The organism is Burkholderia sp. S171, assembly GCF_009766085.1.
In the GTDB taxonomy this organism is placed as follows: domain Bacteria; phylum Pseudomonadota; class Gammaproteobacteria; order Burkholderiales; family Burkholderiaceae; genus Caballeronia.
This window is the reverse complement of the sequence record NZ_LMUF01000001.1, coordinates 106729-129036: the sequence shown is the minus strand read 5'-3', so window position 1 is coordinate 129036 and position 22308 is coordinate 106729. Positions and strand designations below refer to the sequence as shown.

The window sequence follows — 22308 nt, the reverse complement described above, 5'->3', positions numbered from 1 at the left end:
GCCCAAATTATGAATGCTTGGCTTGTCCGAGACGTGTCAGTGCATCCTGCGTCACGAGCACTACGCCATTTTCAGTCCGGAAAAACCGCTCGGCATCGTAATCGGGATCTTCGCCTATGACCAGCCCCTCGGGCAGCGTGCAACCCCGGTCGATCACCACGCGCTTCAGGCGGCAACTTGGACCCACGGTGACCTGCGGCAACAACACGGCTTCGTTGATGTGACAGAACGAATGCACCCGTACCGCCGATGAAAACACCGACCGCGCTACCTGCGAACCCGATATCACACAGCCGCCGCACACCAGCAGATTGTTGATTGCGCCCTGCTGCCCGTGCAGATCACGCACGAACTTGCCCGGCGGCAACTGCTCCTGGTTGGTCCAGATCGGCCATTTGCGGTCGTATAGATCCAGCGCGGGAATGGTCGATGCCAAGTCAAGGTTCGCCGACCAGTATGCATCCACAGTACCCACGTCGCGCCAGTACGGCGGCACGTTCGGATCGGTTTCGGAGGTCACGCACGACATGCTGAACGGGTGCGCGATCGCCTTGCCGCTCGTCACCACGCGCGGCAAGATGTCCTTGCCGAAGTCGTGATCCGTATCCGACGTCAGGATGTTTTCTTCAAGCAGCTTGTACAGGTACTTCGCGCTGAACACATAGATGCCCATGCTCGCGAGCGCGACATCGGGCTTGCCCGGCATGCACGGAGGATCATCCGGCTTTTCCAGGAAATCCGTGATGCGGCGCTGCGCATCGACGTGCATCACGCCGAACGCGGTCGCTTCCATGCGCGGCACTTCAATACAGCCGACCGTGCAATCCGCGCCGCTCTCGACGTGATCGAGAATCATGCGCGTGTAGTCCTGCTTGTAGATGTGGTCTCCCGCCAGCACGATGATGTACTCGGGTCCGATCGACCGGATGATGTCGAGATTCTGGAAGACTGCGTCCGCCGTGCCCCTGTACCAGCTTGAATCGACCCGTTGCTGAGCCGGCCAGATATCGATGAACTCGTTGAACTCGCCGCGCAGGAAACCCCAGCCGCGCTGCAGGTGGCGCAAGAGCGAATGCGCCTTGTATTGCGTGACGACCGCGATGCGCCGGATGCCTGAATTCAGGCAATTCGACAGTGCGAAGTCCACGATCCGGTATTTGCCGCCAAAATGCACTGCTGGCTTAACGCGTTTATTCGTGAGCGGTCCGAGTCGGGTACCCCGGCCGCCCGCTAGGACGATAGCCAGCGTGTTCTTCTGCAGATCCGTACGATTTCCTGTCAGCGTCTCCATACCGACCTCCTGTTTTGCGGCCTGTCTCTGGCCTGTTTGTAGCTTTGGTTCAGCTGTTTACCGGCTAGCTGGCGAATGACTCGAATGGGATTTAGGTGGTTTTCTCCAGAGGATTTGAATGGCGCTTGATTGGGCGGTTGTAATGATTTTGCTGCAAAGGTGAATAGTTCGCACCTGCTTTTCGGAAATTGATTCGCGAGGCCGTCAAAATCGCTTTGCAATCCGATGGAAATCTCCGCGGATTGGTTCGCGCTCGCAGATGGGCGCGCGAAAACGCGAAGGTTTAGCAATCCTCATGCCATGCGAGCTTTGCCTGCGGCAGACAACCGCGGCAACGTTTTACGAACAGGCTCTTCCGGCCGGGGCAAAAACCACGGCACAATGATGTCCGGCATGCCTAACCTGCATGCGGTTTTCGTGCGCGGCCCTTGGCCGCTGTCCTGCACCTCGCTAAAAACCCTCATGCAAAACGTCCTTAGCATCCAGTCACATGTGGTCTTCGGCCACGCAGGCAACAGCGCAGCGGTCTTCCCCATGCGCCGCATGGGCGTCAACGTCTGGCCGCTCAATACCGTGCAGTTCTCGAATCACACGCAATACGGCCGCTGGACCGGCAGTGTTGTCGACGCTGACGAACTGACGAAAGTGATCGAGGGGATTGGCGCTATCGGCGTGCTGTCGCGCTGCAATGCGATCCTGTCAGGCTATCTCGGCTCGCCCGAGCAAGGCGCTGCCGTCGTGGAAATTGTCAGGATGGTGAAAGCCGTCAACCCGAAAGCGCGCTATTTCTGCGACCCCGTCATGGGCGCCGCCAGCGGTTGTATCGTCGAACCCGGCATCCAGGAGTTTCTGGTGAATACCATGCCGGAAGTCGCCGATGCCATGACACCGAATCACATCGAATTGCAGAAGCTGACGGGGCGCACCATCGAGACGGTGGACGAAGCAGTCGCCGCGTGCCGCGAAGTGATCGCCCGCGGTCCGAAAGTGGTGCTCGTCAAACACCTGATAGACCGCAACAGCCGCGCCGATACCTTCAACATGCTCGCCGTCACCGCGACCGAAGCGTGGTTCGCGCAACGGCCGCTCTATCCGTTCGCGCGGCAACCGGTCGGCGTTGGCGACCTGACAAGCGCAGTATTTCTCGCGCGCACGCTACTGGGCGACTCCGTGCGTGCCGCGCTGGAACACACGCTTGCCGCGGTCAACGCCGTAGTCAGGACCACCTTCCAGGCCGGGCGCTACGAGCTTGAGATCGTCGCCTCGCAGGACGAAATTGCCTATCCCACGGAACGTTTCCCCGCGCTTGGGGTGGATTCCGAGTAGGACTGCGGGTTCCGGACTGCGAGTTCACTCACGAGTCCGCTCCCGGGGCGGGACCGGCGCTTGCTTCATGCCCTGACGTCTCCGGCCCAGGCCGGCCCCCAGCAGGTGCATCGCGAGCAGGCGCTACGTAATGATCAAGCAGTGATCAAGCCGCGCACACGGCGCGCTTCGCACCCCATCCGGGAACGTTATGAACCCAGTACTCGAAGGTCAGGTCGCACTCATCACCGGCGGCAGTTCAGGCATAGGCTACGGCGTGGCGCAAGCGCTCGCCGATGCCGGCGCGAGCGTCGTCATCAACTACCACTCGCATGGCGAAGCCGCTGAAACGCTCGCTGCATCGATAGAAAAAGCCGGCGGCCAAGCCATTGCGGTCCAGGCCGACGTCTCTGACGAAGCCGATATCGACGCCATGTTCGACACGTTGATCAAGCGTTTCGGCACGGTGGACATCGTGGTCGCGAATTCCGGCTTGCAAAAGGACGCGAAGTTTGTCGACATGACGCTCGCCGACTGGAACGCCGTGATGAACGTGAATCTCACGGGCCAGTTCCTGACCGCGCAACGCGCCGTGCGCGAATTTCTCCGGCGCGGCCCGCGTCCCGTGTCCAAAGCGTTGGGCAAGATCATCTGCATGAGCTCGGTGCACGAAGTCATCCCTTGGGCGGGACATGTCAACTATGCGTCGTCGAAGGGTGGCATCCAGATGATGATGAAATCGCTCGCGCAGGAAGTCGCGCCCCATAGGATCCGCGTGAATTCGATCGCACCGGGCGCAATCCGCACGCCGATCAACAAGGCGGCGTGGGACAGCCCCGAGGCGTTGAAGGCGCTGCTCGAACTCGTGCCCTACGGCCGGATTGGCGAAAGCGAGGATATCGGCCGGGCAGCGGTCTGGCTGGCCTCCGACGACAGCGACTATGTGGTCGGCACAACCTTGTTCGTGGACGGCGGCATGACCCTGTATCCGGGCTTTGCGGACAATGGTTAGCCGCCGCGAAGCGCCCCCCGGCCCTCAGCTTGGCATCGCTATCGACGCGCATGGCCTGATCGGCAACATGCGCACGACCGCGCTGGTCTCGACCGAAGGCGTGATCGATTTCATGTGCTTTCCGCGCATCGATTCACCGACCGTGTTCGGGTCGCTACTGCACCCTGAACGGGGAGGTGCGTTCAGCATCACGCCGGCCTTCGAGATGTCGCGTACCAAACAGATGTACCTGCCGGAAACGAACGTGCTGCTCACGCGCTTCATGTCGGCGAAGGCCGTGTGCGAGATCGTCGACTTCATGCCGGTCGCGGACGTGGATGACGACGCGAAGGCGACGTCCAACTGCGTCGTGCGAATAGTCCGTGCGATTTACGGCGATATGTCCGTGCAAATGCGCTGCGCGCCGCGCTTCGACTACGCTCGCGGCAGTCACGAAACCGCGCAGGTCGACACCCATACGCTTCGCTTCACGCCTGCAGGCCAGACGGCCGGCGCTCAGACGGACGCACTCACGCTCGATGCAACCGTGCCGCTTTCTATCGATCATGACGACGCCGTTGCAAGCTTCAATCTCAAGCAAGACGAGACTGCGTGCTTCATCTTCGGTGCCGAATCCGAAGTGATGCGCGAGACGCTCCCTTGCAAGCAGGCGCTTTCCGACACCATCGATTTCTGGCGCGAATGGTCGCGACAATCCACCTATCGTGGCCGCTATCGCGAAGTCGTGATGCGCTCGGCGCTGTTGCTCAAATTGCTGAGCTCGCGCGCAACCGGTGCGATCGTCGCGGCGCCTACGTTCGGGCTGCCGGAGACATCGGACGGCGGCCGCCGCTGGGACTACCGATACACCTGGATCCGTGACGCTGCATTCTCCGTCTACGCGCTGCTCCGGCTCGGCTATACGGGCGAGGCGCGCAACTTCAAGAACTGGATCGCCGAGCGCAACAAGCAGTGCGACTCGGATGGATCATTCAGCGTGATGTACGCGGTCGATGGCGAAGAGTCGCCGGAAGAAGAAGCCGTCCAGGAACTGTACGGCAGCGGCACCGAGCCCCCGCTGATCGGCAACGCCGCGCGCGATCAGACGCAGCTCGACGTCTACGGCGCGCTGCTGGACGCAATTTATCTCTACAACAAATATGGCGAAGCCATTTCCTACGACGGCTGGCGCCACGTCACGCGCACCGTGAACTTCGTTGCAAAGAATTGGGAACAAGCGGACCAGGGCATCTGGGAATTCCGCAATGGCGGGCGGCCCCTGCTGCATTCGCGGCTAATGTGCTGGGTCGCGATGGATCGCGCCATACGCCTCGCTGAAAAACGGTCGCTGCCCGCGCCGTTCGCGGAGTGGAACAGGGTCCGCGACGCCATTCACGAGGATATCTACACGCACTTCTGGAACGACGAGATACAAAGCTTCGTTCAGACGCCCGATTCGAAGATCCTCGATGCATCGACGCTGATGATGCCGCTCGTGCGTTTCATCGGCCCGAAAGACCCGCGCTGGCTTTCCACGCTCGATGCAATCGGCAACGAACTGGGTGTCGATCCGCTGATCTTCCGCTATACGCGCGGTGATTCGCTGGACGGCCTTCCCGGCGAGGAAGGTGGCTTCAGCGCGTGTTCGTTCTGGTATGCAGAAGCGCTGGTGCGAGCGGGACGCGTGGACGAAGGACGGCTTGTATTCGAGAAAATGCTGGCCTATGCCAACCATGTCGGCCTTTACTCCGAAGAGGTTGCCATCAGCGGCGAAGCGCTGGGCAATTTTCCGCAGGCACTGACCCATCTTGCGCTGATCAGCACGGCGTTCCAGCTCGACCGGAGCCTGGACGGAGCGCATCCGCAGTGGTCGTGAATACATGCTCGGGCACAGGCTCGGGTGCATCCAACCAAGGGTATCGATGAAGCAGATCAAGGTGGACGTCGCCGTCATTGGCGCTGGCACGGCCGGTATGGCCGCGTATCGTGCGGCACGTCAGGCGGGCAAGCAAGTCGTGCTGATTGAGGGCGCCGAGTTCGGCACGACTTGCGCGCGCGTGGGCTGCATGCCGTCCAAGCTGTTACTCGCCGCCGCCAATGGCCTGCACGACGCGAAGGCGCAGGCGCCGCGGGGCATTGAAGGCACGCATGCGCTCGAAGCAAACGGCGAGCATGTACTCGCTTATGTTCGCCGCGAGCGGGATCATTTCGTCAAGGGCGTGCTGAAGGAAACGGATGCGTTTCCTCAGGACACGATCATCCGCGGGTTCGCCCGTTTCGAGTCGCGTAACGTTCTTCTCGTCGATGACTTCGCCCGCGTGGAAGCCACGAGCGTCGTGATCGCGACGGGTTCGGCATCGGTCATTCCAGACGACTTCAAGCTATTCGGCGACCGTCTCATCACGAGCGACGATGTCTTCGACCTGAAGACCTTGCCCAAGCGCTGCGCCGTCTTTGGCGCCGGCCCTATCGCTCTTGAACTTGGTCAGGCCTTCGCGCGACTCGGCGTGGACGTATTCATGTTCAGCCAGAAGAACCAGGTTGGCGCGTTGACCGATACCCCTGTACGCGACGCGTTGATTGAAGCGCTGCAGCAAGAGTTTTACCTCGACCCTGATGCGACCATCCTCGAAAAATCGATGCAGGATGGCGAGCCCACGATCCGCTTTAAAGCGCTGGATGGAACCGAGCGCACCGAGCGCTTCGACCTGGTGCTCGTGGCAACCGGCAGGAAACCGGTGCTGACTTCACTGCAGCTTGAAAAGACCGACATCGAGCTCAACGATAAAGGCGTTCCCCTGTTCAACGAGCAGTCGATGCAGTGTGGTGACAGCAGCATCTTCATGGCAGGCGATTGCGACGGCACGCGGCCGTTTCTCTCCGATGCCGCCGACGAAGGCAAGCTCGCCGGCGACAACGCCGCGTGCTTCCCCGATGTGCAATCCGTCAAACGCAAGGTGCCGTTCTCTATCGTCTTCTGCGAGCCGCAAGTCGCTAGCGTAGGTGCGTCCTACGACGACCTCGACAAGCAGATGACGGTGACCGGAACGGTGTCATTCGAAACGCAGGGACGCAGTCGGGTGCTGCGCCAAAACCGGGGTTTGCTGCATGTCTATGCCCACTCTCAGACCGGCAAGTTGCTGGGTGCCCAAGGGTGCGGACCGGCCCTCGAACATCTCGGTCATCTGATTGCATGGGCGTTGCAACTGGACCTGTCCGTGGAAGACATGCTGAAGCTGCCGTTCTATCACCCGGTGATCGAGGAAGGTTTGCGCACGGCGCTCAAAGAGGCGAACAAAAAATGTTTTGAAGCACGCGCGCAGACAGCGCCGGAATTGCCCACTGCGGCAGGCTGCTGACCCACGCCGGAAAGAACCATAGAAAAAGCCCGCTCGAACACAACGTTCGAACGGGCTTTTTATTGCTGCGAGAACCTGAATGGCGCTACCGCTTACGACGCGGGTTTATATCGCCCGTTACATTCCATACTGAAGCGCGAGGTCGAATCCCAGCACGACCACCGAGCAGAACACGCCAAGCAGCAAGTTAGCCGCACGATGTGCAACGTCATGGTGTTTCGTCAACATGGCCGCAGCCATGAATGCGATTTCCACGATGATCTGCATCGCGAACACGGCCAGCATCAATGCGAATTCATACCCCATCGAACTGAAGTCCGCGAAGTTGAAACCGCGCATGGCCACCCATGAACCTACGCGCCATAACTCATACGCCAGCAGCACCAACGGGAACAGGTAGCTGAACACGTAGGTCGGCAGCGTTGCATGCCGCAATTCCATGTGAAAGTGATGACGAGTTGTTGACATCTGGCTCTCCTTGATCCTGGCTATTTGCCGCCAGCATTTCGCTGGCCTTAACTAACTTAATAAGCAACTCAAAGCGGCTTCGCTGACTTCACTCAGTTCTTAACTCAGTTCGTAACTCAGTTCGTAACTCAGTTCATAAGTTACTTACTAATTAAAGTGAAGACACGAACGTCGTGCTTTTAGAATAGGCCAAAATCGGAAGAAGCGAATCATCGTATTCCCCATGTCCTTGATTAGCATGGCAGAGCGAATGCGATGCTGCAACGCAGCTTAAAAGGGCACATAAAATGCATTGCAGCAATTCGCAATCGGAAAATTTTAATCAGGCGTCCTCGCTACCGTACAACTTGATGATCGCGGAGAAGTCCAACCCGCCCAAGCCCTGCATGCTCATGGTCTGATAAAGCTGCTGTGCGAGCGCGCCAAGCAAAATAGGTTGCTTGACTTGACGCGCTGCGTCAACAGCCAGTCCCAGGTCCTTCAGCATGAGGTCGGCACCGAACCCCCCCGTATACCCGCGTGACGAAGGCGCATTCGGTAAAACGTTAGGGTAGGGATTACACGTATCGGCACTCCAGCAACGTCCCGTCGATGTGTTGATGATTCCGGCAAGCTTATTCGGTTCGATCCCGAGCGACGCGCCAAGTTTCATTGCTTCCGCCACGCCGATCATCGAAATTCCCAGCAGCAGGTTATTGCAGATTTTCGCGATCTGACCCGTCCCCGTTCCGCCGCACTGAACCATGTTCTTGCCCATGCCGGCGAGCACTGGTTTAAGCGTTTCGAACAGCTCAGCGTTGGCGCCGACCATGAACGTCAGCGTGCCCGCCTGCGCGCCGCCTGTGCCGCCGGATACCGGCGCATCGGCGAACGGATTGCCCTGCTTTGACGCAGCTTCACCGATCAGGCGCGCGGTCGCCGGATCGATCGTACTGCTGTCGATCAGCGGTACGCCCGGACGAACTCCGGCGAGTACGCCATCGTCGTTCAGATACACCGCCTTCACGTGTGCGGCGGCCGGCAGCATGGTGATCACCACCTCGCTTGTCTGCGCCGCCTCGCGCGGTGAAACGGCGGTCCGCGCGCCTGCATCTACCGCCGCCTGCAACGCCGTCTTCGATAAGTCGAACACCGTCAGCGAATGCCCTGCTTTCAGCAAGTTGGCGGCCATGGGTCCGCCCATGTTGCCCAGTCCGATAAAGCCGATTTCCATTGCGTTTCCCCTGTTTATTTCGTTCAGCGAGCTGGCAGCGTGGCAACCGGCTCAGCGCAGAGAGATGGTCGTGTTGACGCCGTCATTGACGGTGGCGTCGTCGAACCAGCGCGACGTGACGGTTTTCGTTTGCGTATAGAACTGCACGACTTGTTTGCCGTACGGCCCGAGGTCGCCCAGCTTCGACCCGCGCGAGCCGGTAAAGCTGAAATACGGCACCGGCACGGGAATCGGAATGTTGATCCCCACCTGGCCGACATCGATCTCGCTCTGGAACTTGCGCGCCGCCGCACCGCTTTGCGTAAAGAGGCCGACGCCGTTGCCCATCGGATTGCGGTTGACCAGTGCAATGGCATCGTCAAGCGTTGCAGCTTCCAGCACGCAAATCACGGGGCCGAAGATCTCCTGCCTGTAGATAGTCATGTCGGTGGTGACGCCCGAAAACACCGTCGGGCCAATGAAATTGCCCTGCTCATAACCCTTGACCGTCACATCGCGGCCATCCAGCGAAAGCGTTGCGCCTTCTTTCACGCCGGCTTCGATCAGCCCGAGGATCCGTTCCTTGGCTGCTCGCGAGACGACCGGGCCAACGTCGGTATTCGCCTCCGTGCCGCCGTTCACGGACAAGCCGCGCGCCCGCTCGACCAGCTCCGGCAACCAGTCCTTCGATGCCCCCACGAACACCACGACGGAGGTCGCCATGCAACGTTGCCCCGCCGCGCCAAAACCCGCGCCGGCAAGCGCGTTAAGCGTCTGCTCGCGATTTGCATCGGGTAGCACGACTGCGTGATTCTTCGCGCCCATCATGGCCTGCACGCGCTTGCCGTGCTGGCTGCCGAGGTTGTATACGTGCGTGCCCACATGCGTCGATCCGACGAACGAAATCGCCTTGATGTCGGGATGCGTGCAGATGGCGTCGACCACCTCCTTGCCACCGTGCACCACGTTCAGCACACCCGCGGGAACGCCCGCCTCGAGCGCCAGCTCGACCAGCTCCATGGTGGACAACGGATCTTGTTCCGATGGCTTCAGCACGAACGTATTGCCGCAAACGATCGCCATCGGGAACATCCACAGCGGGATCATCGCGGGGAAGTTGAACGGCGTGATGCCGGCGCACACGCCTATAGGCTGGCGCAGCGTGTACGTGTCCACGCCGCCCGCGACGTTCTCCGAGAACTCGCCCTGCTGCAGCGTGCCAATCGAGCACGCATGTTCGATCACCTCAAGGCCGCGGAAGATATCGCCTTCGGCATCGGGCAGCGTCTTGCCCTGCTCGGCCGTCAGCGTCTGCGCGATCCGTTTCATGTTCTGGCGCACCAGGTCCTGGAACCGCAGCATCACGCGCATGCGTGCGCCAAGCGGCGTCACGCGCCACGTCTGGAACGCTTTTGCCGCCGATGCCACGGCGGCATCCACTTCTGCCTTGGTTGCAAATGGCACCCGGCCGACAACCTCCTGGGTCGCAGGATTGACGATATCGCGCCACTCTTGCGTCGTCGATTCCACGAACTTGCCGTCGATCAGCAATTTCGCCGTACGCACGCCGGCGTTGGATTGTTCGGCCTGCGCCGGACGGTCAGCAGCGGTATTCATGAGAGAAGCTCCTTGAAACGGGAACGTTCCTGGCCGGAACGGGATGCGGAGACACAGACAGGCGGACGCACGCAGGGATGCCGCGCGGGTCGCCAAAGGGGAAATGTCGTCTCCGGATTATTTGAATGTTGTCGGCTCGCCCATTACACGTAGGGACAGAACGCGTGCACGGCGAGTCCACAAGGTTCAGTATAGTTATGCAAATCTCTACGAAGTATGGATACAAATACCCATCCGATATGCAAAAAAGCACGACTCCGGGCGACAGCCACCTGAATTGGGACGACCTCCGGTATTTCCTGGAAGTCGCTCGAACCCAGCGTGCAAGCGGCGCGGCGAAGCGTCTGGGGGTCGATTACACGACCGTCGCTCGGCGCGTGCGAGCGCTGGAAGATGCGCTCGGCACCCTGCTCTTCGACAAATCCCGCAGCGGCGGTTTCATCCTGACCGCCGAAGGGCAGCGTCTGCTGGCTTATGTAGACGCCATGGAAACCACGGTTCAGTCGGCGACCGAGCACATTGCGAACACGGGACACGCACTGTCGGGACATGTTCGGGTGGGCTCGACCGAAGGTTTCGGCTGCTTCTTTCTCGCGCCGCAACTCGCGCGCTTTCAGGACGCGCACAGGCAGATTTCCATCGACTTGTTGCCGGTGCCGCACTTCGTCAGCTTGTCCAAGCGCGAGGCCGACATAGCCGTCACGCTGGAGCGCCCGGAACACGGCCAGACCGTCTACACCAAACTCTGCGATTACCGCTTGCGTCTCTACGCCACGCGCGACTATCTCGATCAGCACGAACCGGTCAACAAGGTAGAAGACCTCGCGACGCATCGCTTCGCGAGTTATATCGACGACCTCGCGTTCAGCTACGAACTGCTCTATCTCGAACGCGCAGTTCCGGGCGCTGTGTCGCGTTGGCGCAGCACCAGCGTGATCGCTCAATATCACGCCGCGCTGCAGGGCCGCTCGCTCGCCATCCTGCCGTGTTTCATGGCAGCGCAGGACCCGCGCCTCGTGCCCGTTCTCGCCGATGACATCGTCGTCACGCGTGCTTTTTATCTGTCCTGCCGCGAAGATTTGCGCAAATTGAAACGCATCACGGCAGTGTGGGACTTCCTGCGCACAGTGGCTGAAATCAATCGTCCGCTGCTGATGGGCGAGGCGCGCGAGATGCTATGGAGCGAAACGATGAGGCCGTGAATTTCGTGTTTGTTCAGCTCCCCTTATATATGAGATACGCATTTGCGTAACGGGTGCATAATCGTCCGCCCATAAGGCTTTCCGCCGTAGCCCTGCTGCGGCGTTTTCACATGGACGTGACCTTTATCCATCTCATTATTAACACTCGCAGACAGACCGGTAATCGGCCGCCCGCACGTCGTTTTGTGGCCGCGCGATTGCCCGCGCATTCGCCGCGCCCGGTGCGCTGATGGCGTTCGTCATCTGGTCCCGCCGGAACGTGTCGCATCAGCGTGTGCGTTTCGTCGAAGCGCGCACTGTCCGCGCCATGGTGATCGTCGCCGTCGTTGCGATGATCATGGCCGCACTCGCGCTCGGCATCGCCATTGGTGCGGCAATGGGCAACACTCACGCAGCCGAAGAGAAGACGCAAACAGAGCGGCGCTCCTACGAAATCGATGAGCTCGGCAAGATCAGCGCAACGCTCACGCATATCGAACCGCGCGTGATCGAACTCGTGTCACAAGTAAATGAACTTCAGGACTTCGAAGCACAATTGAAAGCGGCCCGGCGCGCGGCCGATCATCCGGACATCCACGTGGTTCCACCGCTTCCCGATAACGACGATGAATCGCCGCTCGACAGCAGTGCGTCGGGCGGGCCGTCGATGCCTCCTCGCCTCTGCGATGCCCAGCGTGCAGCGCAAACCGGTTCCGCGCCACAGCGCCTGAAGCGCACTCAGAGTGCGCTGGATTGTCTCGACGCAACCATCGGCGCACTCGATGACGCCGTGCTCGCGCACTACGCGTCATACATGGCGTTTCCGGGCCGACAACCCGCGCCCGGCGCGCGTTCGGGTTCGCCGTTTGGCAACCGCATCGACCCGTTCACGGGACACCTGAACTTTCATCCGGGCGTTGATCTGGTCGCGCCGACGGGCACGGCCATCTTCGCGAGCGCGGGTGGCCGCGTGGTGCAAGCGGGACCCCACGGCGGGTACGGCAATGCCGTCGATATCCAGCACAGTAGCGGCGTGATCACCCGCTACGGGCATACATCGAAGATATTCGTGAAGGTGGGCGACCTTGTCATGCCCGGCCAGAAGATTGCCGAGATCGGCTCGACCGGGCGCTCGACCGGACCGCATTTGCACTTCGAGGTAATCATCGACGGGACGCAGGTGAATCCCACGCCTTATCTCGCGCTCTTCAAGCTGAAATCCAATGCCGCAAGCTGATCGAAACAGGCCGTCACACAAGCTCACGCGCCGCACCTATTCCCTGACGTCGCGACGTGGCCCGACCTGGCCCATGCTGATGCTCGGCACGATTGCCGCGGCCTGCGCCGCGGCGGCGCTGGCCGCGGCCGGCTTCGCGCTCGTCACATCGCGCGACAACAGCAAGAAGGCCGACGCCTTGTGCGCACCGCCCATGTCGGAACGCGAGATCCGCGAGCAACTTTCGAAGGCGCGCATCGCGCTCGACCATGAAGTAGCAACACGGCTCGTCATGGAGCAACAAGCGTCCGAAAGCCTGGCGGAAATTCATCGAATGCGAACTGACCTGACCTTCCTCAAGCGTCAGCGCGATAAGTCAAACTAACCATGTCCAACTGACCGTTTCCAACGTGCCAGGAACCCGCCTGCCCTCGGTCCATTACCGGCATCTACTTTTCAATCCATACCAGAAGGGGTTTTCCCATGTTCAAGAAAAAATCTCCCGGCGTCAGTCAAGCCAAGCTGGCTACGCTGATCGCACACGATGTCCAGATAGCCGGCAACCTCGAATTCAGCGACGGCCTGCGCATGGATGGCCACGTGAAAGGCAACGTGACCGGTCGCGCGGGCGAACAGACGTTGCTGGTCGTGAGCGACCAGGGTTCGATCACGGGCAACGTCATCGCCTACGATATCGTGATCAATGGAACCATCACCGGCGACGTAACGGTGGAACATTTTGTCGAACTGCAATCGAATGCGCATGTGAACGGCAATATCTATTACCAGCAACTGCGCATGGATGTGGGGGCTTCCGTGGAAGGCAAGCTCACGAAACGCGACAACACCTTGGCGCCACAAGTGGAAACGCCAAGGCTCAGTTCCGAACGGACCTCGGACTACTCGCATAGCGAGACCTGATTCACGCGGCGGCCGCGTTGCAAGACAACGTGATCCGGCGCTCGCGCAGTAAGCGCCTGACAAATCCGCTAAGATGCACGGCAAGTCCGGCCATGCCCCGTTACGCGCTGCCTGTCCTCGCGAAAAACGCTCGCGAAAGGCGGCATGCGCCGGTTCCATCACCGTGCGAGAGGGCTGGAACTTATGCTGGTCAATTGTGCGGCTTACCAGAAAGGCCGCAAGCTCGCCGACGTCGCTATCGACGACATTTCCGCCTATAGGGACGTGCCCGACTGCTTCGTGTGGGTCGCGCTGAAAGACCCCGGGCCGGGCGAACTCCCGCATATGGCGCATCAGTTCGGACTACACGAACTTGCGGTGGAAGACGCCCAGAAGGGGAACCAGCGGCCGAAGATCGACGAATACGCGGACTCGCTGTTTTGCGTGCTCCACACGGTGGAACTCGATACCGACAACGAGTTGGTGGTCGGCGAGATCAACGTGTTTGTAGGCAGCAACTATGTGCTCTCCGTTCGCAACCGGACGAGCCAGGGGTTCCAGGACGTGCGCAAGCGCTGCGAGCGCGAGCCGCATTTGCTGGAACATGGCCCGGCGTTCGTGATGTACGCGCTTATCGATAACGTAGTGGACCGCTATTTCCCCATTCTGGAGACGCTCGGCGCAGAGCTCGACGAACTCGAGGAGCGCATTTTCGAGCGCAACGGGTCGGCGGCCTCGCGGGTGATCATTGAAGATTTGTATTCCCTGAAGCGTCGCCTCGTGCTGCTTCAGCATCACACCGCGCCGCTGCTGGAAGCGGTCAGCAAACTCTACGGCGGCCGCGCGCCGGGCATTTGTACCGGCATGCAGGACTATTTCCGCGATGTCTACGACCACTTGCTGCGTATCGTGAAAACGATCGAGGGACGCCGCGAAATGATCGTAACTGCGATCCAGGTCAATTTGGGCCTGATTTCGCTGGCGGAAAGCGAAGTGACCAAGCGGCTGGGCTCGTTTGCGGCGCTGTTCGCCGTGCCCACCATGATCGCCGGGATCTACGGCATGAACTTCCGTCGCATCCCGGAACTCGACTGGGCCTATGGTTATCCGGCGGTCATCTGCGTGATGCTTGTGGTGGACATTGGTCTTTACTGGCGCTTCCGCAAGGCAGGATGGCTATGATGGTTATAATGGATGCTTCGATGCCGCTGGAAGGCGGTTGGGTGGCATAAGACGACTCGACGGAAACTGCGCGTAATCACGTAATTATGCAGAAACAGCAGCTTTCATCGGCCGACATGTCAGCATTGCAGCATCGAGAGGCGGGGCCTCCGGCGACAGCGGAACTTTTTTCTGATTTGCTGTCTAATATTACATAGTGCGCCTCTGGCGCAGCGTGTTTGCCACGGCAACAGCGATCCACCCAACATTTCAGCGCAACACCTTGGCTGAATGTCATCGCCCCGGCAGTGTGGGCTCCGCAAGCAGTCGCGGCCCTGCATTCGTCTTCAAAGTTTAAACAGCAGCAACGTCGACGGTTGCTTGTTTCCACGCGTTATACCGCGCATGGTTGCATGGGTAATACGTGCGCGGCGGCATGGGCAGCGCGACATCCGCAACACACGTGTTACCGCGACGTTCTTCGACACCTACAGCCCAGCGAGCGGCTGCGCCAAGTGTGCGCCGCGCGTCATTTTTTGCTCGTTTTTGCTCGCTTTTTGCTTGTTAACGGCTGTCGACCGCATGTGCCCCAGTGCGCTGAACGGTCGCCGGAGCGGTTTTCAAGGCATCGGCCGCGTTATTTCGATGCCCCAGGCGAGCGCAATACAGGAACTCAGGAAACATGAAAGAACTGGTCAAGCCGCTTAAGACGTACAAAGGTTATGAAATTCATCCGCTGATTTACCCCCGTGGCGCCCGCGACGGCGGTGCGGCGGTCCGTGCAGCGGATACCGGTTACGAAGCGTCGGTGCGCATCCGCCGCGCGCCGCCGGCAGGCGAGGAAGCAACGGGCGAAAGCCGCGTGTTTCGCATTGAACAGACCGGATCGTTTGAAAACGGCGGCCAGGCGCGCCGGGCGTGCTTGTTGCATGCGGAAAAGCTGATCGACGGCCAGATCGACGGCCAGACTGTTGCGGATCTGTAACTAGACGCGACTGTCAGGCGTTAAAAGGCATCGCGGGGTCGGGCCGGTCTCGCATACAATCGCATCGAATACATGATTTAAGGAGCTTTATATGGCGAAAGAAGAGTTACTCGAGCTGGACGGCATTGTTGACGAAGTGCTTCCCGACAGCCGCTACCGCGTGACGCTGGACAACGGCGTGGTCGTGGGCGCGTATGCATCGGGCCGCATGCGCAAGAACCACATCCGGATTCTCGCGGGCGACCGTGTGACGCTGGAATTGTCGGTGTATGACCTGACGAAAGGCCGGATCAACTTCCGGCACAAGGACGAACGCGCAACGGGCGGCGGTCAACGTCCGCAAATGCGTCGCCGCTAAGCAGAACGCTGTCGTGACGCGCTGTTAAAGCGAGTTCCGCACAGTACTGTTCACCGGAGTCGAGAGCAACGCTTCGTCGGCGCCACCGCTTGATGCTGCCAGTCAGCATCGCATGGCGCCGATGTCGCTCTCTTACGCGCATTCAACTCGCGTGCGTCTTGCAACCCCACGTCACTTCCCCTTCCGGGCCGCCAGCAATCCGTTGAGGCCTGCGGCAAAACCGTCGTCATCGTTCGTGGCCGACACAAACGTCGCGTGCGATTGAACGTCTGCTGACGCCTGACCCATCACAATGGAAACGCCCGCCACGTCGAACATGGCGACGTCGTTGCCCATGTCTCCCAGCACCGCCACGTTTTCCAGCGCAACGCCCGCCAAACGCGCCAATTCGCGCACGCCCTCGCCTTTATTCGCGAGCGGATGCGTGATGTCGAGGTAATAAGTCTGCGAGCGCATCGCCATGGCGCGGCCTTTGAGCGTGTCCTGAAACTCGGCCTCTTTACGCTGGAGCAGCGCCGCGTCTTTCGTCGACGCCACGATTTTTTCGATCGAGTTCAGGTCGATGTCCTCGAAACGCTTGACCACCACCGCGTCGTACCCCACCGTCCGGCGCTCCAGCGGCACGTATTCGCCGCCGGGATTCGTGATGTACCACTGGTCGTCGATGAACACCCACGCATTCACCCCGTCGCGCTCCAGGCTTTCCAGGGCCGTTTGCGCGGCGTCGCGCCGCAAATAATGGGCGTTCAGGGTCTTCCACCCGACGGGATCGACGAGTTTGCCGCCGTTGAAAGCGGCAAACGGCGACTGGATCCCAAGCGTTTCCACGATCGAATGCATGCCCTTGCCCGGCCGGCTGCTCGCCACCGTGAAACGGACACCCGCCGCGGTGAGATTGCGCACGGCTTCCTTCGCGGGCTCACCCAGCGATTTGTCCGTGTAGAGTAAGGTGCCGTCACAATCGGAAATCACGAGTTCGACCTTCGCCAGCGCCGCCAGCGCCTGCTCCGGGTCGCGATGACCGGGACCCAGCTTCAAACCGGTAGCGCCAATGGATGTCATTCAAACGCTCCAGCCGGCAATTGCCGCGTCTCGCGCACGGAACGCGGGTGCCAGAGCCGCGCGCCGCCTTCAATACCCGCCTCGTTCGAGACCACTTTCACGTTATCCGGCAAGGTGAAATTGAGATTGGCTGCGTTGCCGCCGCCAATCCACAGACGGTCGTAATTCACCAGCGAACTCAGAATGCCGATGATCTTCTCCACCCGGCGATTCCAGCGCTTGTTGCCCGCCTTGTCGCGCGCCGCATTGCCGAGATATTCATCGTATGTCTTGTTTTTGCTGACCGGATGATGCGCCAGCTCGAGATGCGGCATGAGTTCGCCATCGCGGAAAAGCGCCGTGCCCGCGCCCGTGCCGAGCGTCAGTACGAACTCGATTCCTTTCCCTTCGATGGCGGCAAGCCCCTGCATTTCGGCGTCGTTGATGATGCGCACCGGCAAGTGCCCAAGATGCTCGGCCAGCATCGCCGCGAGCGGCACGTTGCGCCAGAATTCGTTGCCAAGGTTCGGCGCGGTCAGCACGTGGTTGTCCCGCACAACGCCCGGAAAACCAATCGAGATCTGCGTGGCCGGCAGCGGCGTCAACAACGGCCCGACCAGTTCCACCAGCTTCTGCACCATCACATCCGGCGGACACGGATGCGGCGTGGCCACCTTGACCCGCTCGGTTTCCATCTTCCCGTGGGCATCGATGATCGCGGCCTTGAGGCCCGTCCCGCCCACATCGATGGCGAGAATCCGCTCTTTCGCGCTCGAACGTTTGCTTGTCTTGACTGCTGCGGTCTTGACTGCTGCGGTCTTCTTCACTGCTGCCTTGCGTGCTGCTGTCCCCATACCGTTCTCCTTAGTTCTTGTCGTCGTGATCGGCTTTTTGCGTGTGTTCGTCAACCAGCGGGCGCCAGGCGCGGCCGTCGGCCTTCAACAGATCGTCGGCTTCCTTAGGTCCCGCGCTACCTGCAGCGTAGCCATGTACGGGCAATGGCCCGCCTTCAGGATGCAACACGCCGTCAACAGCTGCCCAGCTTGTTTCGATGCTATCGGCGCGCTGGAACAGCGTCTCGTCGCCGAGCATACAGTCGTACAGCAGCGTTTCATAACCGACGTTTGGTTTCTCATCAAAGAAATCGCCGTATTTGAACGATGACTTCACTGCCCCGACCTGCATCACCGGACCGGGCACCTTCACGTTGAAATCGAAGGTCGTGCCGTGTTCCGGGTCAATGCGCAAGGTCAGCACGTTCGGAACGAGCGTGTCCACCGGCGTGTCGCGGAACAGCAGGAACGGCACCGCTTTCAGTTGTATCGATATCTCCGTACGCCGCGCCGTCATCCTTTTTCCCGTGCGCAGATAAAACGGCACGCCGGCCCAGCGCCAGTTCTCGACGAACACCCGCGCCGCCGCATACGTCTCGGTCTGGCTATCCGGCGCGACATCCGCTTCTTCCCGATACCCCGCCATGGTCCCGGATTTCTCGTACTGTCCGAGCACCACGTCATTGGGTTTCAGCGGCTGGATGGCGTCGAAAATTTCGGCTTTCTTGTCGCGCACGGCTTCTGCATCGAATGAATTCGGCGGTTCCATGGCGACCATGCCGAGCAACTGGAACAAGTGATTCGGCACCATGTCGCGGAAGGCGCCCGTCTGCTCGTAGAACCCGCCACGCGCTTCCACGCCAATGGTTTCCGCCGCCGTGATCTGCACGTGATCAATATATTCGCGCCGGAAAATGGGCTCGAACAACGCGTTCGCGAAACGCACCGCGAGGATGCTCTGCACCGTGTCCTTGCCGAGAAAATGGTCGATCCGATAAATCTGGTTCTCGCCGGCGAACTTGAGAATGCTCTCATTCAGATCCTTCGCCGATGCGTAATCGTGCCCAAAGGGCTTTTCGATCACCACGCGACGGAAGCCCTGGTCGCTTTCCTTGAGCAATCCCACCTTGCCGAGCCGCTCGACGATCGGCTTGAAGAAGCGCGAACTGACAGCGAGATAAAAAATGACATTTCCACTGTCACCCAGCGTCTGCTTCAGCTTGTTAAATACGTCGTCGGTCTCAAACTCGCCAGCCACGTATTGAAGGCGATCGGCAACCCAGTTCCAGGCCTTTTCGTCGAGTTTGGAGGTATGGAAGGCGCCCGCTTTATCCGCGGCGAAACTTTTCAGCGACTCGGTCAACTGGTCGCGCCAGGCGCTCGTCTCGAGCTCGCCGTGGTTCACGCCAATGATCTTCATCTTGTCGTCAAGCAGACCATCGGACGACAGGTTGTACAGCGCCGGCATCAGCAGCCGTTTGGTCAGGTCTCCGGCTGCGCCGAAGATGACAAGCGTGCACGGCGGGGCGGGATGCTTGCCGGGAGGCGGCGGGGAGGAAGTTGCTGTAGCGAGTGGGGTCGACATAGGGTTCTTTAAAAGAAGAGTTGAGCGCACTGCTTATTAAAGACCATGTTGGGCACGTCACAGTTCAAAATCCTGCCCAAACGGTCCGCTTCTGCGTTTTCGACTGATGCGTGGCGTATGCAATATGTAATCGGCGCGCGAGCTGTGCCGTAGAATGTCGGCACCTCGCGGCGGCTCGCCCGGCCTCGTTTCCATTATCCGTGCAGGAGTTCCACTTGAATCAGACACTCTCCCCGGCGCAACTCGGCGCCTATTTCGACCGCATCGGCTATAGCGGGTCTCAGCAGGCTACCTCAGAGACGCTGCACGCGCTGCATAGACTGCATCCGCAAGTCATCCCGTTCGAAAACCTGGACGCGCTGCTTGGGCGCACGCCGCGCCTCGATCTCGCATCCGTGTTCGAGAAGCTCGTGAGCGCACGGCGCGGCGGGTATTGCTATGAACACAACCTGCTGTTTCGCGCCGTACTCGACACGCTCGGCTTCGAGACCACGGGGCTCGCCGCGCGCGTGCTGTGGAATGACCCGGCTGCCATGACGCCGCGCACCCACATGATGCTGCTGGTCGAAACGCCCGACAACACCTGGCTTGCGGACGTCGGCTTCGGCAGTATGACGCTCAGCGCCCCGCTGCTGTTCGACGCGGGCCGCGAACAGGCGACGCCGCACGAGCCGTTTCGTCTTGACCTGATCGAGCGCGGCGATTTCCTGCTGCAAGTGAAGCTGGGCGATACCTGGAGGCCCATCTACCGTTTCGACCTCGAACCGCAATTTCCCGCCGACTACGCCATGGCGAACCACTATGTGTCGACGTATCCCGAGTCGATCTTCGTTGACCACCTGATCGTCGCACGGGTTATGCCCGGACAGCGGCAGACCTTGTTCGACACGACCCTGACCCAGCGTGGCGAGGCCGAATCCAAACGCGAGCTAACAAGCGCTGAAGAACTGCGCGGCGCGCTGCAGGACACGTTCGGGCTCGCGTTGACTGCCAGCAATTCCGACGCTCGCCGTGAAGCTGCTGTAGGCGGACTCGATGCCGTGCTCGAGCGCATCGTCCGGTTGTCTGCGTCCATCGCGTCCATTGCGTCCATTGCGTCCTGATCGTCACGATGCGTAAAACCGCCAAGCGAGCCCATGAATCTTATCGGACACCTGTGAAAAACGCAGTGCTCGAAAGCCGGCTGCCGAAGTGGCGGTCCACGCTGGTCGTGATGCTGATGTTCGGCGCGTTTGCTTCGCTCACGGCGCGTGCGTTGTGGGTGCAGGTCGTGAACCAGGACTTTTATATCGGCGAGGGGCAAAAGCGCTATCAACGGACGCTGGAACTCAGCGCGACACGCGGGCGCATTGTCGACCGCAACGGAGCGATGCTGGCCGTGAGTCTCGCGACCTATGCGATCTGGGCCACGCCATCGCGCTTTGATCGCGAGACCTTGCCGAGAATCGCTCGCCTGATCGATATGCCCGAGAAGGAACTGGCGCGTCGCCTCGACGGAGCGCGCTCATTCGTGCTGCTAAAGCGGCAGGTAGACGCCGACACGGCCACGCGTATCGCAGACACAGGGCTGGCAGGCATAACCCTCGTCGCCGACACAAAACGCTTCTATCCTGAAGGGGAATCGGCGGCTCACATAGTCGGCTTCACCGATAACGAAGACAAGGGCCAGGAAGGCATCGAACTCGCGGCGAACGACCGGCTGACCGGCGAGCATGGTCAGCGCGAAGTGATCCGCGACCGGCTGGGGCGCGTGGTGTCGGAGATCGGCGAAGTGGCGTTGCCGGAGAATGGCGAGACCATTCATCTGACCATCGACCGCCGTATCCAGCAGCTCGCGCACACGCAACTGGCCGCCGCCATCACGAAGCATCGCGCGCGCGCGGGCAGCGTGGTCGTGCTGGACGCGAAGAACGGCGAGATCCTCGCGCTCGCGAACTATCCAACCTTCGACCCCAACGACCGTACACGCCTGACCGGCGAGCAGTTGCGTAACCGCGCGCTGACCGACACCTTCGAGCCAGGCTCGACGATCAAGCCGCTGGTGGCGGCGCTGGCTATCGACCTTGGGTACGTGCGGCCGGACACGCGTATCGATACATCGCCGGGGACGTTCAAGCTCGGGCCGAACGTGATCCACGATACGTCGAACCACGGCGTCATCACGGTCTCCGAAGCCGTGCAGATGTCGAGCAATATCGCGTTGACGAAACTCTCGCTCAAGCTGCGCCCGCATACGGTATGGGACAAGTATCGCGAATACGGCATTGGCCAGGCGCCCGACCTGACTTTTCCGGGCGCCGCCACCGGACGCCTGCGAGCATACGAACGCTGGCGTCCGATCGAGCAGGCGACCATGGCCTATGGGTATGGCCTGTCGTTGTCGCTGTTGCAGATTGCGCAGGTTTATACGGCTTACGCGGGCACTGGCGAATTCCGGCAGTCCACCCTGATTCGCGGCCAGGCGACGCGGGAACCCGTGCAAGTCACGAAACCCGCGACTGCAGCGGCTGTGCGCGACATGCTGGAACTCGCGATGGGACCCCGTGGCACGGGACGTGCGGCAGCGGTGGATGGGTATCGCGTGGGTGGAAAAACCGGCACGGCGCGCAAACAGATCGGGCGCACGTATGCGGCGAACAAGTATCGTGCCTCGTTTGTCGGCATGGCGCCGATGAGTGATCCGCAAATCATTGTCGCCGTGATGATCGATGAACCGTCGGCCGGCTCCTACTACGGCGGGACCGTGGCCGGGCCGGTGTTTTCAGGCGTGGTCGGCGGCACCATGCAGCTTCTCGGCGTGCCGCCGGATGCCTGAGCGCCGTTGA

The 22308-nt window shown here is 60.6% G+C and carries 20 protein-coding genes; 13 read left to right on the top strand and 7 right to left on the bottom strand.

What is annotated here, in order from left to right; all coding sequences use genetic code 11:
- Positions 1-7 precede the first annotated feature (7 nt).
- Positions 8-1291, bottom strand: a complete 1284-nt coding sequence (gene glgC, locus GSQ93_RS00595; protein ID WP_158933752.1) for a glucose-1-phosphate adenylyltransferase — start codon at positions 1289-1291, stop codon at positions 8-10.
- A gap of 462 nt (positions 1292-1753) precedes the next feature.
- Here glgC and pdxY point away from each other — a divergent pair, with 462 nt between their 5' ends.
- From pdxY to GSQ93_RS00575, 4 genes are all read left to right on the top strand, one after another.
- Positions 1754-2617 (top strand): pyridoxal kinase PdxY, encoded by an 864-nt coding sequence (pdxY, locus tag GSQ93_RS00590; protein WP_158933751.1) that lies wholly within the window; start codon positions 1754-1756, stop codon positions 2615-2617.
- Positions 2618-2807: 190 nt separating this feature from the next.
- A complete protein-coding gene (locus GSQ93_RS00585; RefSeq protein ID WP_158933750.1) occupies positions 2808-3608 on the top strand; it encodes an SDR family oxidoreductase in 801 nt (266 codons plus the stop codon).
- Complete coding sequence (locus tag GSQ93_RS00580) at positions 3601-5463, top strand: glycoside hydrolase family 15 protein (protein ID WP_158933749.1); 1863 nt, start codon at positions 3601-3603, stop codon at positions 5461-5463. Before GSQ93_RS00585 ends, GSQ93_RS00580 begins: the two co-directional genes overlap by 8 nt.
- Before the next feature lie 46 nt (positions 5464-5509).
- Positions 5510-6946: a dihydrolipoyl dehydrogenase gene (locus tag GSQ93_RS00575; protein ID WP_158933748.1), complete on the top strand. Its 1437-nt coding sequence runs from the start codon at positions 5510-5512 to the stop codon at positions 6944-6946.
- A 117-nt stretch (positions 6947-7063) separates the two neighbouring features.
- Here the strand turns inward: GSQ93_RS00575 and GSQ93_RS00570 are convergent, their stop codons facing one another.
- The 3 genes from GSQ93_RS00570 to GSQ93_RS00560 all read right to left on the bottom strand — a co-directional run bounded on the left by GSQ93_RS00570 (position 7064) and on the right by GSQ93_RS00560 (position 10223).
- Positions 7064-7414 carry a hypothetical protein gene (locus tag GSQ93_RS00570; protein ID WP_254073693.1) on the bottom strand — a complete coding sequence of 117 codons (351 nt, stop codon included), beginning with the start codon at positions 7412-7414 and terminating at the stop codon, positions 7064-7066.
- Positions 7415-7736: 322 nt separating this feature from the next.
- A complete protein-coding gene (gene mmsB, locus GSQ93_RS00565) occupies positions 7737-8627 on the bottom strand; it encodes a 3-hydroxyisobutyrate dehydrogenase (RefSeq protein ID WP_158933747.1) in 891 nt (296 codons plus the stop codon).
- Between the two features lie 51 nt (positions 8628-8678).
- On the bottom strand, positions 8679-10223 hold the full coding sequence (locus tag GSQ93_RS00560; protein ID WP_158933746.1) for a CoA-acylating methylmalonate-semialdehyde dehydrogenase: 1545 nt from the start codon (positions 10221-10223) through the stop codon (positions 8679-8681).
- A 239-nt stretch (positions 10224-10462) separates the two neighbouring features.
- On the opposite strand from GSQ93_RS00560, the gene GSQ93_RS00555 reads away from it, so the two are divergent.
- The 7 genes from GSQ93_RS00555 to infA all read left to right on the top strand — a co-directional run bounded on the left by GSQ93_RS00555 (position 10463) and on the right by infA (position 16024).
- Positions 10463-11425 carry a LysR family transcriptional regulator gene (locus GSQ93_RS00555; protein ID WP_158933745.1) on the top strand — a complete coding sequence of 321 codons (963 nt, stop codon included), beginning with the start codon at positions 10463-10465 and terminating at the stop codon, positions 11423-11425.
- A 229-nt stretch (positions 11426-11654) separates the two neighbouring features.
- A complete protein-coding gene (locus tag GSQ93_RS00550; RefSeq protein ID WP_158933744.1) occupies positions 11655-12641 on the top strand; it encodes a M23 family metallopeptidase in 987 nt (328 codons plus the stop codon).
- 73 nt (positions 12642-12714) lie between these two features.
- Positions 12715-13005, top strand: a complete 291-nt coding sequence (locus GSQ93_RS00545; protein WP_254073692.1) for a hypothetical protein — start codon at positions 12715-12717, stop codon at positions 13003-13005.
- A 98-nt stretch (positions 13006-13103) separates the two neighbouring features.
- On the top strand, positions 13104-13541 hold the full coding sequence (locus GSQ93_RS00540) for a polymer-forming cytoskeletal protein (protein ID WP_158933742.1): 438 nt from the start codon (positions 13104-13106) through the stop codon (positions 13539-13541).
- A 183-nt stretch (positions 13542-13724) separates the two neighbouring features.
- Positions 13725-14702, top strand: a complete 978-nt coding sequence (gene corA, locus GSQ93_RS00535; protein ID WP_158933741.1) for a magnesium/cobalt transporter CorA — start codon at positions 13725-13727, stop codon at positions 14700-14702.
- 670 nt (positions 14703-15372) lie between these two features.
- Positions 15373-15666, top strand: a complete 294-nt coding sequence (locus tag GSQ93_RS00530) for a hypothetical protein (protein WP_174254562.1) — start codon at positions 15373-15375, stop codon at positions 15664-15666.
- A gap of 91 nt (positions 15667-15757) precedes the next feature.
- Complete coding sequence (gene infA / locus GSQ93_RS00525; protein ID WP_031361766.1) at positions 15758-16024, top strand: translation initiation factor IF-1; 267 nt, start codon at positions 15758-15760, stop codon at positions 16022-16024.
- A gap of 171 nt (positions 16025-16195) precedes the next feature.
- Here infA and GSQ93_RS00520 read toward each other — a convergent pair whose 3' ends face one another.
- The 3 genes from GSQ93_RS00520 to zwf are packed head-to-tail and all read right to left on the bottom strand — an operon-like array spanning position 16196 to position 19483.
- Complete coding sequence (locus tag GSQ93_RS00520) at positions 16196-17086, bottom strand: HAD family hydrolase (RefSeq protein WP_158933740.1); 891 nt, start codon at positions 17084-17086, stop codon at positions 16196-16198.
- The gene (locus tag GSQ93_RS00515; RefSeq protein ID WP_158933739.1) at positions 17083-17919 is read right to left on the bottom strand and encodes an ROK family protein; all 837 of its coding nucleotides are present in this window, start codon (positions 17917-17919) and stop codon (positions 17083-17085) included. The genes GSQ93_RS00520 and GSQ93_RS00515 overlap by 4 nt, the downstream gene beginning before the upstream one ends.
- A gap of 10 nt (positions 17920-17929) precedes the next feature.
- Positions 17930-19483, bottom strand: a complete 1554-nt coding sequence (gene zwf / locus GSQ93_RS00510) for a glucose-6-phosphate dehydrogenase (protein ID WP_158933738.1) — start codon at positions 19481-19483, stop codon at positions 17930-17932.
- 215 nt (positions 19484-19698) lie between these two features.
- Between zwf and GSQ93_RS00505 the strand changes: the two genes are divergently transcribed.
- A complete protein-coding gene (locus tag GSQ93_RS00505) occupies positions 19699-20586 on the top strand; it encodes an arylamine N-acetyltransferase (RefSeq protein ID WP_158933737.1) in 888 nt (295 codons plus the stop codon).
- A gap of 8 nt (positions 20587-20594) precedes the next feature.
- Entirely contained in the window at positions 20595-22298 is a 1704-nt protein-coding gene (locus GSQ93_RS00500) for a penicillin-binding protein 2 (protein ID WP_158933736.1), read from the top strand.
- Positions 22299-22308: the final 10 nt, after the last annotated feature.

Coding starts and splice junctions, on each gene's coding strand:
- glgC (WP_158933752.1), bottom strand. CDS start 1,291: ATGGAGACGCTGACAGGAAATCGTACGGATCTGCAGAAGAACACGCTG.
- pdxY (WP_158933751.1), top strand. CDS start 1,754: ATGCAAAACGTCCTTAGCATCCAGTCACATGTGGTCTTCGGCCACGCA.
- GSQ93_RS00585 (WP_158933750.1), top strand. CDS start 2,808: ATGAACCCAGTACTCGAAGGTCAGGTCGCACTCATCACCGGCGGCAGT.
- GSQ93_RS00580 (WP_158933749.1), top strand. CDS start 3,601: ATGGTTAGCCGCCGCGAAGCGCCCCCCGGCCCTCAGCTTGGCATCGCT.
- GSQ93_RS00575 (WP_158933748.1), top strand. CDS start 5,510: ATGAAGCAGATCAAGGTGGACGTCGCCGTCATTGGCGCTGGCACGGCC.
- GSQ93_RS00570 (WP_254073693.1), bottom strand. CDS start 7,414: ATGTCAACAACTCGTCATCACTTTCACATGGAATTGCGGCATGCAACG.
- mmsB (WP_158933747.1), bottom strand. CDS start 8,627: ATGGAAATCGGCTTTATCGGACTGGGCAACATGGGCGGACCCATGGCC.
- GSQ93_RS00560 (WP_158933746.1), bottom strand. CDS start 10,223: ATGAATACCGCTGCTGACCGTCCGGCGCAGGCCGAACAATCCAACGCC.
- GSQ93_RS00555 (WP_158933745.1), top strand. CDS start 10,463: ATGCAAAAAAGCACGACTCCGGGCGACAGCCACCTGAATTGGGACGAC.
- GSQ93_RS00550 (WP_158933744.1), top strand. CDS start 11,655: ATGGCGTTCGTCATCTGGTCCCGCCGGAACGTGTCGCATCAGCGTGTG.
- GSQ93_RS00545 (WP_254073692.1), top strand. CDS start 12,715: ATGCTGATGCTCGGCACGATTGCCGCGGCCTGCGCCGCGGCGGCGCTG.
- GSQ93_RS00540 (WP_158933742.1), top strand. CDS start 13,104: ATGTTCAAGAAAAAATCTCCCGGCGTCAGTCAAGCCAAGCTGGCTACG.
- corA (WP_158933741.1), top strand. CDS start 13,725: ATGCTGGTCAATTGTGCGGCTTACCAGAAAGGCCGCAAGCTCGCCGAC.
- infA (WP_031361766.1), top strand. CDS start 15,758: ATGGCGAAAGAAGAGTTACTCGAGCTGGACGGCATTGTTGACGAAGTG.
- GSQ93_RS00520 (WP_158933740.1), bottom strand. CDS start 17,086: ATGACATCCATTGGCGCTACCGGTTTGAAGCTGGGTCCCGGTCATCGC.
- GSQ93_RS00515 (WP_158933739.1), bottom strand. CDS start 17,919: ATGGGGACAGCAGCACGCAAGGCAGCAGTGAAGAAGACCGCAGCAGTC.
- zwf (WP_158933738.1), bottom strand. CDS start 19,483: ATGTCGACCCCACTCGCTACAGCAACTTCCTCCCCGCCGCCTCCCGGC.
- GSQ93_RS00500 (WP_158933736.1), top strand. CDS start 20,595: ATGCGTAAAACCGCCAAGCGAGCCCATGAATCTTATCGGACACCTGTG.